This is a genomic window from Pseudomonas sp. NPDC088890, from assembly GCF_044900155.1.
Taxonomy (GTDB): domain Bacteria; phylum Pseudomonadota; class Gammaproteobacteria; order Pseudomonadales; family Pseudomonadaceae; genus Aquipseudomonas; species Aquipseudomonas urmiensis.
Window position 1 is genome coordinate 24,111 of record NZ_JBJDNG010000015.1, and the last position, 13,481, is coordinate 37,591.

11 protein-coding genes are annotated in these 13,481 nt (G+C 62.4%); 6 read left to right on the forward strand and 5 right to left on the reverse strand.

Going from position 1 to position 13,481, the window contains the following annotated elements; translation table 11 throughout:
* The first annotated feature begins 92 nt into the window (after positions 1-92).
* The gene (gene rsgA / locus ACI2JX_RS22920; RefSeq protein WP_264236755.1) at positions 93-1,124 is read left to right on the forward strand and encodes a small ribosomal subunit biogenesis GTPase RsgA; all 1,032 of its coding nucleotides are present in this window, start codon (positions 93-95) and stop codon (positions 1,122-1,124) included.
* 182 nt (positions 1,125-1,306) lie between these two features.
* Positions 1,307-1,786 (forward strand): molecular chaperone Tir, encoded by a 480-nt coding sequence (locus ACI2JX_RS22925; RefSeq protein WP_404691042.1) that lies wholly within the window; start codon positions 1,307-1,309, stop codon positions 1,784-1,786.
* A 32-nt stretch (positions 1,787-1,818) separates the two neighbouring features.
* On the opposite strand, the gene motB is transcribed toward ACI2JX_RS22925, so the two are convergent.
* Together motB and motA are read right to left on the reverse strand one after the other, a co-directional pair.
* Positions 1,819-2,826: a flagellar motor protein MotB gene (motB, locus tag ACI2JX_RS22930; RefSeq protein WP_264236753.1), complete on the reverse strand. Its 1,008-nt coding sequence runs from the start codon at positions 2,824-2,826 to the stop codon at positions 1,819-1,821.
* Positions 2,827-2,829: 3 nt separating this feature from the next.
* Entirely contained in the window at positions 2,830-3,681 is an 852-nt protein-coding gene (gene motA, locus ACI2JX_RS22935; RefSeq protein WP_186555613.1) for a flagellar motor stator protein MotA, read from the reverse strand.
* A gap of 130 nt (positions 3,682-3,811) precedes the next feature.
* Here motA and ACI2JX_RS22940 point away from each other — a divergent pair, with 130 nt between their 5' ends.
* From ACI2JX_RS22940 to asd, 3 genes are read left to right on the forward strand one after another with little or no spacing between them, the layout of a single operon-like run.
* The gene (locus tag ACI2JX_RS22940; protein WP_404691043.1) at positions 3,812-5,347 is read left to right on the forward strand and encodes an HDOD domain-containing protein; all 1,536 of its coding nucleotides are present in this window, start codon (positions 3,812-3,814) and stop codon (positions 5,345-5,347) included.
* Positions 5,348-5,394: 47 nt separating this feature from the next.
* The gene (locus tag ACI2JX_RS22945; protein ID WP_404691044.1) at positions 5,395-6,204 is read left to right on the forward strand and encodes a rhodanese-like domain-containing protein; all 810 of its coding nucleotides are present in this window, start codon (positions 5,395-5,397) and stop codon (positions 6,202-6,204) included.
* 9 nt (positions 6,205-6,213) lie between these two features.
* Positions 6,214-7,077 (forward strand): archaetidylserine decarboxylase, encoded by an 864-nt coding sequence (gene asd / locus ACI2JX_RS22950; protein WP_404691045.1) that lies wholly within the window; start codon positions 6,214-6,216, stop codon positions 7,075-7,077.
* 186 nt (positions 7,078-7,263) lie between these two features.
* On the opposite strand, the gene serB is transcribed toward asd, so the two are convergent.
* A complete protein-coding gene (gene serB / locus ACI2JX_RS22955; RefSeq protein WP_264236750.1) occupies positions 7,264-8,478 on the reverse strand; it encodes a phosphoserine phosphatase SerB in 1,215 nt (404 codons plus the stop codon).
* 135 nt (positions 8,479-8,613) lie between these two features.
* Here serB and ACI2JX_RS22960 point away from each other — a divergent pair, with 135 nt between their 5' ends.
* The gene (locus tag ACI2JX_RS22960; protein ID WP_404691046.1) at positions 8,614-10,074 is read left to right on the forward strand and encodes a histidine kinase; all 1,461 of its coding nucleotides are present in this window, start codon (positions 8,614-8,616) and stop codon (positions 10,072-10,074) included.
* Positions 10,075-10,337: 263 nt separating this feature from the next.
* Here ACI2JX_RS22960 and ACI2JX_RS22965 read toward each other — a convergent pair whose 3' ends face one another.
* The gene (locus ACI2JX_RS22965) at positions 10,338-11,048 is read right to left on the reverse strand and encodes a membrane integrity-associated transporter subunit PqiC (protein ID WP_264236748.1); all 711 of its coding nucleotides are present in this window, start codon (positions 11,046-11,048) and stop codon (positions 10,338-10,340) included.
* 173 nt (positions 11,049-11,221) lie between these two features.
* The gene (parC, locus tag ACI2JX_RS22970) at positions 11,222-13,480 is read right to left on the reverse strand and encodes a DNA topoisomerase IV subunit A (RefSeq protein WP_368971309.1); all 2,259 of its coding nucleotides are present in this window, start codon (positions 13,478-13,480) and stop codon (positions 11,222-11,224) included.
* Between the last annotated feature and the right edge of the window lies 1 nt (position 13,481).

Here is a 13,481-nt window from a genome sequence, read left to right on the forward strand (position 1 = left end):
AGTCGCGCGCAAAAAGGTAACCGGATGGCACACAGGTGGAGCGTGCTAAACTGCCAGCCGTTTTCTTTCTGCCCCGCCAACACGGAACCTTCATGGCCAAACGCCAGCTCAATCGCCGCCAGAACTGGCGCATCGAAAAAATCCAGGGCGAGCGCGCCGCACGCGCCGCCAAACGCGAGCAACATGCCTTGCAGGAACTGGAGGGTGGCGACCTGGGGCCGGAGCAATTTGGCCTGGTAATCGCCCACTTTGGCGTACAGGTCGAGGTCGAGGCGCAGGACGGCGAAGTCGCCGGGCAGATCTTCCGCTGCCACTTGCGGGCCAACCTGCCGGCACTGGTCACCGGTGACCGAGTGGTTTGGCGCGCGGGCAACCAAGGGATTGGCGTCATCGTCGCGCAGCTGCCGCGCAGCACCGAGCTGTGCCGGCCGAACAACCACGGCCAGCTCAAGCCGGTAGCGGCTAACGTCGACCTGATCGTGATCGTCTTCGCGCCGGCCCCCGAGCCCCACGCCAACCTGATCGACCGCTACTTGGTAGCCGCCGAGCATGCCGGCATCCGCCCCTTGCTGCTGCTGAACAAGGCCGACCTGGTCAACGAGGAAAACGGCCCAGGGCTGAACGCCCTGCTTGAGGTCTATCGCGACCTGGGTTATCCGCTGCTGGAGGTTTCCGCGCATCAAGGCGATGGCATGCAGCGCCTGCAAGAGCTGCTCGATGGCCACATCAGTGTGTTCGTCGGCCAGTCTGGCGTGGGCAAGTCCTCGCTGGTCAACAGCCTGTTGCCCGCCGCCCAAACCCGCGTGGGCGATCTTTCCGAGTGGTCCGGGCAAGGCACGCACACCACCACCACCGCCCGCCTCTATCACTTTCCCAATGGCGGCGACCTGATCGACTCACCGGGCATCCGTGAGTTCGGCCTGGTGCACGTCAGCCGCGATGATGTCGAAGCAGGCTTCATCGAGTTCAGCGAGCTGCTCGGCAACTGCCGTTTCCGCGACTGCAAACACGACCGCGAGCCTGGCTGCGCGCTGCTCAAGGCGCTGGACGAAGGGCGGATCAAACCGCAGCGGATGCACAGCTATCGCTCGATCATCGCCAGCCTGGGTGAAGATACTTACTAGGTTTCCGTAGGAAAACTTACCGACTCAAGTAGGACGGCTCTCGTTTAATCGTCAGCTATTGTTCCGCCCCGGTCTTTCCTTGATGGTCATGGCTCAAGCCTCATCAGGGAAGAGCCGACTATGACCTCCACACCCGCAACATTCGCAAAGCGCCCGGCCCTCCATCACGGAGGGCCTAGCTGATGCCCGTCGTCATCTGCTACCGCCACAATGAACGGCTCGACGCCTTCATTCTCAATGAGCGCTTGCTGCTTGAGGATGTTCCAACTCAACTGGTGCAATTCGACAGTACCGGGCAAACCACCGAAGACCTGTGCGGCGGCCTTTGCCAGCAACTCAGTGATGCCACGCATCTGATTGGCGTGCTCTCCAGCGAGGGCGCGCAGCAATGGTGGACGGCATGGTTGATGGGCGCAGCGGTCATGGCCAGTCGGCGAGTCAGCCTGTACCAGAGTGGCACGCAGTCATTGCCAGAACATTTAGGTAAGTGGCCGGTGATGCGCAGCCGTGAGCACATCGAGCTGTTTGTGCGCGCCTACCATGATGAACGGACCTTTGAACGGGCGATGTCGCTGCCACCGGTGCGTTTGCACAGTGTCGACCGGAGTAATGCGGATTTCTTTCATGCCGATCTCAAGGCCAAGATTCGGCGGGGCTTTTGAATGAAGTGGGGCGCGTAGCGCCCCACTTGCCCTTATTCTGTGGGCTCATCCATCTTCAATGTGCCATCTTCGAAGATGTTCAGCTTCTGGCGCAGCTCGCGAGGCTGCATCGGCTCGGCGGCTGCTCCAGGCACTGCTGGCGCCGCAGCGCCCGGGGCGGCTGGCGCTGCCGGTGGCGCCTCAGGCGTACCCTGCTCGCCTTCGATGTTACGCTGGGCCTTCTTGGTCAAGACAATGATATCGATGCGCCGGTTGACCGGGTTGAACGGATCCTTGCGATCGAACAGCGACGACGAGGCATAACCGACCACGCGCGCCACCTGATCATCCGGATAACCACCCGCCACCAGTGCCCGCCGCGCAGCGTTGGCACGGTTGGCCGACAGCTCCCAGTTACCGAACTCGCCTGCGCCGGCATACGGCTTGGCATCGGTGTGGCCGCTGACGCTGATCTTGTTCGGCACCGCCTTGATGGTGTCGGCCATGGCCAGCAGGATGTCTTCGAAGTACGGCTGCAAGCGTGCGCTGCCGATGTCGAACATCGGCCGGTTCTCGGCATCCATGATCTGGATGCGCAGGCCGTCCTGGGTGATCTCGAACAGGATCTGGTCCTTGAACTTCTGCAGCTGCGGGTTTTCCTCGACCTTGTTCTGCAGCTCTTGCAGGAGCAGGTTCAAACGCTCCTTCTCGACCTGCTCGGCCATGGTCTCGACCTGGTCCTTGTCCAACTGAATGCTGGTGTCAGGGGTCGGCTCGGACTTTTCTTCCGGGTTGATGGTCTTTTCCGGCGCCAGCTGCGGCGAGCCGCCCAGGTCGATGACGTAGGGCGTACCGCTTTCGGAGAAGCCAATCGGATCCTTGAAGTAGCCGGCAATGGCGATCTTCTGCTCAGGCGTAGCGGTCGACAGCAACCACAGCACCAGGAAGAACGCCATCATCGCCGTGGCGAAGTCGGCAAAGGCGATCTTCCAGGCGCCGCCGTGGTGCCCGCCACCGAAGCGCTTGACGCGCTTGATGATTATCGGCTGATTGTTTTCCATGACTCAGCGACCGCGAACCGCTTGTTCCAGCTCGGCGAAGCTCGGACGGTGCTTGGGATAGAGCACCTTGCGCCCGAATTCGACGGCCAGCGATGGCGGCATGCCGGAGGCCGAAGCAACCAGCGAAGCCTTGATCGCCTCGTACAGGTTGACCTCTTCCTTGGCATCGTGCGCCAGGCACGTGGCCAGGGGGCCGAAGAAGCCATAGGCGGCCAAAATACCGAAGAAGGTACCGACCAGTGCCGCCCCCACGTGCAGGCCGATCGAGGCCTGGTCGCCTTCACCCAGCGAGGCCATGGTCACGACGATACCCAGTACCGCGGCGACGATACCGAAACCAGGCATGCCGTCGGCGATGCCGGTCACCGCATGGGAGGGGTGATCGAGTTCTTCCTTCATGCTCAGCAGCTCCATGTCGAACAAGCCTTCGAGCTCGTGCGGGGCCATGTTGCCGGTGGACATGATGCGCAGGTAATCGCAGATGAACGCGGTCATGCGCTCATCACCCAGCACTGCGGGGTATTTAGCGAAGATCGGGCTGGCCGCAGCGTCTTCGATATCGCTCTCGATTGCCATCATGCCTTCACGACGGCTCTTGTTGAGGATCTCGTAAACCAGGCCAAGCACCTCCAGATAGAAGGTGTGGGAGAAGCGCGAGCCGAACATCTTCATCGACTTCTTGATCACATGCATGGTCATGTAACCAGGGTTGGCCTGCAGGAACGCGCCAAAGGCCGCACCGCCGATGATCAGCACTTCGAACGGCTGGATCAGCGCCGCGATCTTGCCGTGGGAGAGTACGTAACCGCCGAGCACGCTCGCGAATACGACGATGATGCCGATAATTTTAGCCATAGGTTCAAAGCACTTGCTGTCGTGGTCAGGGTCGGGGACGGGAGCTTTAAAACTCTTCTTCTACTTATCGGCAGAACTGCGCCAGACTATAGCCACTCAAAGCGAAAAGCCAGTTTGGACTGATGTCAAAATGCCAATTGAAACCAAGGTACCAGGTCAAATTCCGCGCACCCTCGATGGCTGGATAAAGCTGCTCGACAGCGTCCGCCTGCCAGTGCCGAAAGAAAGCCACGACCGTGTTTTAGCCGCAATCAATGACAGCCGTAGGTCCCTGCGCGAAATCGCCGAACTGATGCAGGACAGCCCGGCCCTGGTGCTTTGCGTGATGCGTGAGGCCAATCATCCGGCCAATGCCAGCCAGGCCGAGCCCGCCGAAAGCCTTGAGGTGGCCGTCAACCGCCTGGGCCTGGAGCGCACCGCCCAGTTGCTGACGCGCCTGCCCGCGATGCCGGGCGACGATATCCCGCCTGTGCTGCGCCAATTTCTCCTGATCAGCCAACACGCCTCGCAGCAGGCCAGCGGTCTGTTCGCCAGCCGTCTGGCCCGGCTGTGGCAAGAAATCCACTGGGGTAGCCTGTTGTTCCTGTCGCCGCTGTGGCCATTGGCCCTGAGCCACCCCAAGCTGCTGGACGCCTGGGAGCTGCGGGTGATCCACAAGGGTGAAGATGCCACCGAAGTCGAACAGGAACTGTTCGGGGTACGCATCATGGAATTGTGCCAAGCTGTTGCCAGTCACTGGCGCCTGCCCGAGTGGGTGACCCAGGGCTATCGCCTGCTGACCAGCGAGCGCGAGTTGCTCGCCCAAGTACTGAACATCGCCCGCGAACCCGACAGCCTCACCCAGCAACACCGGCTGGATGAAGAGCCCGGCCTGCGCCGCTGGTTCAACCAGCCGGCCAATACCGTGCTGCTGGCCAACGGCCTGGCCCTGGCCGCCCAGGTTGGCTGGGACAACCCGCACCTGCTGCGCTGGCAATTGCTGACTGCGCTGTATTTGCAAACCGGCCTCGATGACGTGCAGCAGCAGGTCCACCAACAAGCGGCGGCCAGCGCCCGCCACCATGCGCGCCACGCCCTGTTCCACCCAGCCGAAGCGCTGATCTGGCCGTGGCAGCAACGCCGGCCGCACCCCGATATGCTCACCCCGCCGCCGCCACCCAGTGAAGACCTGGTCCGCTGGCGCAAGCTGTGCGGTGAACTGTTGGCCCAGCCAAGCCCGTTCAGCAACGCCGTGCATCTGGCTAGCCAGGCCTGCGAAGCGCTGCTGGCCTGCGGCATGCAGCGGATCATGCTACTGATGCACGATAAGCCCAATGACGCTTTGCTCGTGCAACGAGCGGCTGGTTTGCCCACTGAAGCCGCAGCCCTGAACTTGCCGGTTGCGCAAAACAAACTGTTGCAGCGCTTGACCAGTCAGGCCGGGCAACTGCGCCTGACCCCGGACAACCATGCGCAGTTTTCTGCCCTGCTGCCCGCAGCACTACGCGCGTTGTTCCGCAGCGAGCACCTGCTGCTGCGCTCGTTGGCCGTCGATGGCCAGGTGCAGATGCTGATGATCGCCGACCAGGGCGGCAAGCCGCTGGCTGATGTCGGTGTGCAAGCCTTTGGCAAAACCGCGCAGTGCGTAGAGCGTGCCCTGGCCACCTTCAGCAAGCCCAATCGTTAAGCCTTACGCTACAATCGCCCCCTCACGTTCCACCCTGGAGACTGTGGATGACTGACTTTTCCGGCTTGCCGCTGGTGATCGAACCGGCTGACTTGCTGTCGCGCCTGGATTCGCCACTGCTGATCCTGGTCGATCTGACCAGTGCCAACCGTTATGGCAGCGGGCACATTCCCGGCGCTCGCTTCGTCGACCCCAAGCGCACTCAGCTTGGCCAGCCGCCGGCCCCCGGCCTGCTGCCGGCACGTGCCGACCTGGAAAAACTGTTCGGCGAACTCGGCCACCGCGATGACGCCGTTTACGTGGTGTATGACGACGAAGGCGGCGGCTGGGCTGGGCGCTTTATCTGGCTGCTGGATGTCATTGGCCATAGCAAGTATCACTACCTCAATGGTGGTATCCAGGCATGGCCGGCTGACAAGTTGTCCACCGACGTGCCGGTCAGCGCTGGCGGCCCGCTGGGCCTGACCTTGCATGCCGAACCCACCGCCACCCGCGAATACCTGCAAAGCCGCCTGGGCGCTGCCGACCTGGCCATCTGGGACGCCCGCGCGCCCAGCGAATACCGCGGCGAGAAGGTCTTGGCGGCCAAAGGCGGGCATATCCCTGGCGCGGTCAACTTCGAGTGGACCGCCGGCATGGACATGAATGACCATCTGCGCATCCGCAAGGACATGGCCGAGATCCTCCAGAACCTGGGCATTACCCCGGACAAGGAAGTGATCACCCACTGCCAGACCCATCACCGCTCCGGTTTTACCTACCTGGTGGCTAAATCCCTCGGCTACCCACGGGTCAAGGCCTACGCCGGCTCCTGGGGCGAATGGGGTAACCATCCGGACACGCCTGTAGACGTTTAAGGAAATTCAATGAAATCCCGCTTGTTCATCATCAGCCAGTACCTGCTGCCGCACCATTTGCTGTCGCGGCTGGCCGGTTGCATTGCCGAGTGCCGTGCGTGCTGGTTCAAGAATGCCTTCACCGCCTGGTTCGCCAAGCGCTATCAGGTCGACATGTCCGAAGCGTTGGTCGAAGACCTCAGCGCCTACGAGCATTTCAACGCCTTCTTCACCCGCGCCCTCAAGCCCGGCGCCCGCCCGCTGGATGAAACGCCAGGCGCCATCCTGTGCCCGGCAGACGGTGCAGTGAGCCAGCTCGGCCCGATCGAGCATGGCCGCATCTTCCAGGCCAAGGGCCACGGCTACAGCGCGCTGGAGCTGCTGGGCGGTGACCCGGCCCTGGCCGCGCCGTTCATGGGCGGTGAGTTCGCCACCATCTACCTGTCGCCCAAAGACTACCACCGCGTGCACATGCCGCTGGCCGGGACCTTGCGCGAGATGGTCTATGTGCCGGGTCGCCTGTTCTCGGTCAACCAGGCCACCGCGGAAAACGTTCCAGAGCTGTTCGCTCGTAATGAGCGCGTGGTCTGCCTGTTCGACACCGAGCGCGGGCCAATGGCCGTGGTGCTGGTAGGGGCGATGATCGTGGCCTCGATCGAAACCGTCTGGGCGGGCCTGGTCACGCCACCGAAGCGTGAGCTGAAGACCTTCCGTTATGACGAAGCCAGCCGGGCGCCGATTCATTTGGAGAAAGGTGCCGAATTGGGCCGTTTCAAGCTGGGTTCGACGGCGATCGTGCTGTTCGGGCCAGAGCAGGTGAAGTGGGCCGAGAGCCTGGGTGCTGGGTCGGCAGTGCGCATGGGCCAGCAATTGGCTGTGCCTAGCCAAGCCTGACCGTAGCGCAAAGAAAAGGCCCCGCATGACATCAGTCATGCGGGGCCTTTTTCATTTTTAGGGCCGCTTTGCGCCCCTTCGCGGGCGAGCCCGCTCCCACAAGGTTCAGCGGCGCTGCAAAAACCTGTGGGAGCGGGCTTGTCGAGGCGTCGAACCGCCGCAAAGCGGCCCCATTACAGTATCGGATCAGCCGCGAGCGTCGCGATCGCGCAAGCCAAGCAGATACAGCACGCCATCCAAGCCAAGGGTAGAAATCGCCTGTTTGGCCGACTGACGCACTAGCGGCTTGGCGCGGAAGGCAACCCCCAGCCCCGCCAGCGACAGCATCGGCAAATCATTGGCGCCGTCGCCCACGGCGATAGTCTGCGCCAGTTGCAGGCCTTCCTTGCTCGCCAGCTCCTGGAGCAGATCAGCTTTGCGCTGCGCGTCGACGATCGGCTCGATGGCCACGCCAGTCACTTTGCCGTCGACCACTTCCAGCTCGTTGGCAAACACATAGTCGATGCCCAGACGCGCTTGCACCTGCTTGGCAAAATAGGTGAAGCCGCCCGACAGAATTGCCGTTTTATAGCCCAGACGCTTGAGCTCGGTGAACAGGTTCTCAGCACCTTCAGTCAGCCGCAGCGAGGCGCCGATCTCATCCAGCACGCCCACGTCGAGCCCCTTGAGCAGCGCCATCCGCTCCTTGAAGCTGGCGCGGAAATCCAACTCGCCGCGCATCGCCCGCTCAGTGATCGCGGCCACTTGTTCGCCGACGCCGGCAGCCTTGGCCAACTCGTCGATCACTTCGGCCTCGATCAGGGTCGAGTCCATGTCGAACACTGCCAGGCGGCGGTTGCGGCGGAACAGGTCGTCCTTCTGGAAGGCGATATCTACCGCCAGCTCTTGCGACAGGGCGAAGAACTCGGCACGCAGGGCTTGGGCATCGCTCGGCTCGCCGCGTACGGAAATTTCCAGGCAGGCCTTGCCCTTCTCTGTTGGCGCATCCAGCACCACCCGGGCGGAGAGACGCTCGATCCGCTCGATGGTCAGGCCATATTGGCTGATCACCGCACTGACCCGTTGCAACTGCTCCGGGGTGACCTTGCGGCTGAGCAAGGTAACGATCTGCCGCGCCTCGCCCTGGCTATCGGCCCAATGCTGGTAATCGGCCTCGGAAATCGGCGTGTAACGCGCTTGCAGGTTGAGCTCGTGGGCCTTGGCTTGCACGCTTTGCAGCAGCTGGGTGGCCACTTCGTTGTCAGGGATGTCGACCAGGATGCCGAACGACAAGGTGCCGTGCATGACCGCCAGGCCGATGTCGAGGATGTTCACACCGCCCTGGAGCAGGACGCCGGTGATGGCGGCAGTGAGACCGGGACGGTCCTCACCGGTGATGTTGATCAGGACGATTTCGCGCACAACCTGGCTCCGACTTCGATGAAAAATGCGCATTCTACCGATTTTCCATGACTATCGGGCGCCGCTGATACTTTGCCGACAAATCCCGGCTCGCTATACTGCGCAGCACTTTCTCGCCATAAAGAGCCGCGCTCTGTGAACCGGCCCACGCCCGTTAAACCCGATAACTTCTTCCTGATGATCTTCCGTGCCCTGCGCCAGCGTCGCGTTCCCCTGGCACTGCGTATCGCCAGCACCAACATTTTTTTGGTGGCGCTGGCGCTGGTGATCTATGCCTGCGTGATGGGCCTGCAGTTCAAGCAGGCCATGCACGAGCAGGCCGATGCGCTAGGGCAGAGCCTGACCATCCAGACCGCTACCTCGGCTACCGAGCTGCTGGTGTCCAACGACATCCTCAGCCTCAACGTGCTGCTGGGCAACCTGGTGAAGAACCCGCTGGTGGCTCACGCGGCGATCTACAGCGTCGACAACCGCATCCTTGCCGAGGCTGGCCAACGGCCGAAAAACAGCCTGCTGGGTGAGGCGGAAGGTCTTTATCAGACCAAGATCACATTCCAGGATGTCACTGCCGGGCAGCTGCGTATCAGCCTGGACATGAGCCAATTCCAGCAGCCCATGCTGATCAGCCTGCAAAGCATGGGCATTCTGGCGGCAATCCTGCTGGCGCTGGCGCTGACCTTGAGCCTGCGCCTGGGCCGCTTCATCTCCACACCGCTGTTGCAACTGCGGGTCTGGCTACGTGATCCGCACCCCTATACCCCGGCGATCGATCGCCAGGACGAAATCGGCGATATCGCCCGTCAATTGTATGCCCGCCTTGCCCCTCCTCCACCGCCAGAACCGGAGGAAGAGGACGACGACGAAGAAGCGTTCGACGATTTGCACGATACCCCCGTCGTCGCCAAAGCTGCGCCACGGGCAAAAGTGGCAGCGCATGATGACGACGAAGACGATGAAGCCTTTGCGGGCCTGATCGACATCGAAGAGCCGCGCGCCAAACCTGCGCCGGTCGAATCTGACGAGCCGCAATACACCGCCGTGCTCGCCGTGCAGTTGGGCTCGCAGGAGCAACTGCGGCGCCTGCCACGCACCCGCCTGACCGAGCTGCTGGAACGCTACACCGATTGCCTGGAACAGGCGGCGTCGCTGTATGAGGGAGAAACTCACACCCTCAACGATGGCAGCACACTGCTGCTGTTCCACAGCCGCGACAGCGGCGAGGACTACCTGACCAACGCTATCTGCTGCGGCGAGCTGCTGCGCGCCCTGGGCCATGCCCTGCAAATTGAAGTGGCGGACAGCGGGATTACCCTGCAGCTGCAATTGGGCCTGGTGTTGGCCGATGACCTGCAAGGCCTGGAGCAGGTCGATTTGCTGATGGCGGAGAAAGCCCAGGACGCCTTGGCGCTGTCGCAGCACAGCCGCAACCTGCTGCTGGTAGAGCGCCAGATCAGTGACGACACCCTGGTTCGTCAGCGCGCGCGTATCCGCCCAATCGCCAGCCCTGAAGGGGCTTGCTGCGTGGAGCGCTTGATGGAACCCTATCCGTCGATGCTGGAGCGGCAGTTGGCGCGGATGCACGAGCGGCGCGTCTGAGGTCAGCTAGACATCCCAATCGGCCGGCCACAAAAAAGCCCGCATCTGCGCGCAATGCTATTCACTTAAAATTTTGGGGCCGCTTTGCGCCCCCTTCGCGGGCAAGCCCGCTCCCACAGGTACGGCGCCTACCGTCACAGCGGCGCTGTATCTGTGGGAGCGGGCTTGCCCGCGAAGGGGCGCAAAGCGGCCCCAATGCATACGAGACGAGTCTTAAGTGAATAGCATTGCGCGCAGATGCGGGCTTTTTTGTGGCTGGAAGATCAGAACCGATAGACTTCCATATCGGTGCGAATTGGCGAAGCCATTGGAATCTTCGACTTCTCCCGCTCTTTCTTCACTTGAACCGGCGCGGCAGGCTTCTTCGGCGCCTCTTCAGCAATCGCCGGCTGGTTGGCCAACGGCTTGACGGCGCTGCTCAGCTGCTCGGCGAGCTTCTGCAGCAACTGGCCCTGGGCCTGCACCTGGGAAGACTCCGTGCCCTCATGCTGCTGCTCAAGGTGGACGATACGGTTGTCACGTACGTTGCCGCGACGATCAAGCAGACGCCACTGGGCATCGAGGATCGCCGGCTGGTTCTTGCCCGAATCGAGCCGGGTAATCGACAGCAATACCTGCACGTCCGGCGCAAAGCCAGTGCTCGCTGGGGCCAGCACGACCCGCTGACTGTCCAGACGCCAGGCCAGCTGACGGACCAGTAACTGGTCGATATCCGACGAAAGGCTGCCCGCCCAACGACCATCCGTCGCAGAAGTCAGGCTGCCATCAGCCTGGCGCTGCAAGAAGGTTTCGCGTTGCAGATAGTCGGCAACCGACACAGGACCGAGCACCACAGCCATGCCCGCGCTTTGCGAAGGCTGGCCAGGATCACCGCTGTCGAGCTGATACAGGGCAACCGGCTGGTGCATGCTGCACCCGCTCAGGCCCAACAGGCCAGTCATCAACAGCGCAAATGGAAGGCGCAGAAATTTCATCATCCCATCCAAGCGGCCGCCCTCGGCACACCGCAGTGATACACATGTAGATTCTTTTGGGCGCACAGCCACGCCGGCGCCACAGGGGCACTATCATCCGCGAATTAGCCGTCCGACTCCAGTGTTTCCGCCGGTAACAACGCCGAAATTGCCACTTCAGACAATTCGCACGGCTAGCTGGAAGTTTCCACCAGCAACCCGTCGACCCGCTGGAAGCCGCGTGGCAGCTTGCTGCCGCGTCGACCGCGCTCACCTTTATAGTGCTCCAGATCGTCAGGTTTCAGAGACAGGGTACGCTTGCCAGCCTGCAATACAAGGGTCGACCCCTCGGCAATCACGGCCAGATCGGTAACGTATTCCTCTCGGCTGGCCACCCGATCGCCTGGCACGCCGATAATCTTGTTGCCTTTGCCCTTGCCCAGTTGCGGCAGGTCGGCAACCTTGAACACCAACAGCCGGCCTTCGGTGGTCACCGCTGCCAGCCAGTCCTGCTCGCGGTCGGCCACCGGACGCGGGGTCATCACCTTGGCGCCGTTGGGTAGGCTGAGCAGGCCCTTGCCGGCCTTGTTCTTGGCCTGCAAATCCTCGCCCTTGACCACGAAGCCGTAACCGGCGTCGGAGGCAACCACGTACAGCGCATCATCCTCGGGCAGCAATACGCATTCGAACGTAGCCCCAGGCGGTGGCGTCAACCGGCCAGTAAGCGGCTCGCCCTGCCCCCGCGCCGATGGCAGGGTATGTGCCGCCACCGAGTAGCTGCGCCCGGTCGAGTCGATGAGCACGGCAAACTGGTTGGAACGGCCAGCGGCAGCGGCCTTGAAGCCATCGCCCGCCTTGTAGGAGAGACCGGTGGCGTCGATATCGTGGCCCTTGGCGCAACGCACCCAGCCTTTTTCCGACAGCACCACAGTGACCGGCTCGGTCGGCATCAGCTCGTTTTCCGAAAGCGCCTTGGCTTCGGCGCGCTCGACTATCGGAGAACGGCGCTCGTCGCCATAGGTTTCGGCGTCCTTGATCAGCTCGCTGCGCACCAGTTTGCGCAGTTTGGCGTCGCTGCCCAGCAGGGCCTGCAACTTGGCTTGCTCCTTGAGCAGTTCGTCCTGCTCGCCACGGATCTTCATCTCTTCCAGACGTGCCAACTGACGCAGGCGGGTCTCGAGGATGTAGTCGGCCTGGATTTCGGTCAGGTCGAAGCGGGCAATCAGCGCCTGCTTGGGGTGCTCCTCGGTGCGGATGATGTGGATCACTTCATCGAGGTTGAGGAACGCTGTGAGCAAACCGTCCAACAGGTGCAGACGTTTCTCGACCTTGTCCAAGCGGTGCTGCAGCCGGCGACGCACGGTGCCAATACGGAATTGCAGCCATTCTTGCAGCAGCACGCGCAGGTTCTTCAACTGCGGGCGGCCGTCCAGGCCAATGATATTGACGTTGACCCGGTAGCTGCTCTCAAGGTCTGTGGTGGCGAACAGATGCTGCATCAGCTCGTCGGCATCCACCCGGTTGGAACGCGGGATGATGACGATGCGGCACGGGTTCTCGTGGTCCGACTCGTCACGCAGGTCAGCGACCATCGGCAGCTTCTTGGCCTGCATCTGCGCAGCGATCTGCTCCAGCACCTTGGCCCCGGAGACCTGGTGTGGCAGCGCGGTAACGACGATGTCGCCATCCTCGACGCGGTAGACGGCGCGCATACGGATCGAACCACGGCCGCTCTCGTAGATCTTGAGAAGATCGGCGCGCGGCGTGATGATCTCGGCTTCAGTCGGATAGTCCGGACCCTGGATGTGCTCGCACAGCTGCTCGACAGTGGCCTTGGGCTCATCGAGCAAACGCACGCAGGCGCTGGCCACTTCGCGCAGGTTGTGCGGCGGCACGTCGGTGGCCATGCCCACGGCGATGCCGGTGGTGCCGTTGAGCAGAATGTTCGGCAGGCGCGCAGGCAGCACGGACGGCTCCTGCAAGGTGCCGTCGAAGTTCGGCACCCAATCGACGGTGCCTTGGCCTACTTCACTGAGCAGGACTTCGGAGTAACGTGACAGCCGTGCCTCGGTGTAACGCATGGCGGCGAACGACTTCGGATCGTCCGGCGCACCCCAGTTGCCCTGGCCATCGACCAGGGTATAGCGGTAGCTGAACGGCTGGGCCATCAGCACCATGGCTTCATAGCAGGCCGAATCGCCGTGCGGGTGGAACTTACCGAGCACGTCACCGACGGTACGCGCCGATTTCTTGTGCTTGGAATCGGCATCCAGCCCCAACTCGCTCATGGCATAGACGATACGCCGCTGGACCGGCTTGAGGCCGTCGCCGATGTGCGGCAGGGCGCGGTCCATGATCACGTACATGGAGTAGTTGAGGTAGGCCTGTTCGGTGAAGTCAGCCAGGGAGCGGCGTTCGACGCCGTCGAGACTGAGTTCCAGTGAGTCGCTCATG

What these genes read in the sequence shown, in the direction of transcription:
- parC (WP_368971309.1), bottom strand. Translation starts at nt 13,480, where the DNA reads ATGAGCGACTCACTGGAACTCAGTCTCGACGGCGTCGAACGCCGCTCC.
- motA (WP_186555613.1), bottom strand. Translation starts at nt 3,681, where the DNA reads ATGGCTAAAATTATCGGCATCATCGTCGTATTCGCGAGCGTGCTCGGC.
- asd (WP_404691045.1), top strand. Translation starts at nt 6,214, where the DNA reads ATGAAATCCCGCTTGTTCATCATCAGCCAGTACCTGCTGCCGCACCAT.
- ACI2JX_RS22945 (WP_404691044.1), top strand. Translation starts at nt 5,395, where the DNA reads ATGACTGACTTTTCCGGCTTGCCGCTGGTGATCGAACCGGCTGACTTG.
- ACI2JX_RS22965 (WP_264236748.1), bottom strand. Translation starts at nt 11,048, where the DNA reads ATGAAATTTCTGCGCCTTCCATTTGCGCTGTTGATGACTGGCCTGTTG.
- rsgA (WP_264236755.1), top strand. Translation starts at nt 93, where the DNA reads ATGGCCAAACGCCAGCTCAATCGCCGCCAGAACTGGCGCATCGAAAAA.
- ACI2JX_RS22925 (WP_404691042.1), top strand. Translation starts at nt 1,307, where the DNA reads ATGCCCGTCGTCATCTGCTACCGCCACAATGAACGGCTCGACGCCTTC.
- motB (WP_264236753.1), bottom strand. Translation starts at nt 2,826, where the DNA reads ATGGAAAACAATCAGCCGATAATCATCAAGCGCGTCAAGCGCTTCGGT.
- ACI2JX_RS22940 (WP_404691043.1), top strand. Translation starts at nt 3,812, where the DNA reads ATGCCAATTGAAACCAAGGTACCAGGTCAAATTCCGCGCACCCTCGAT.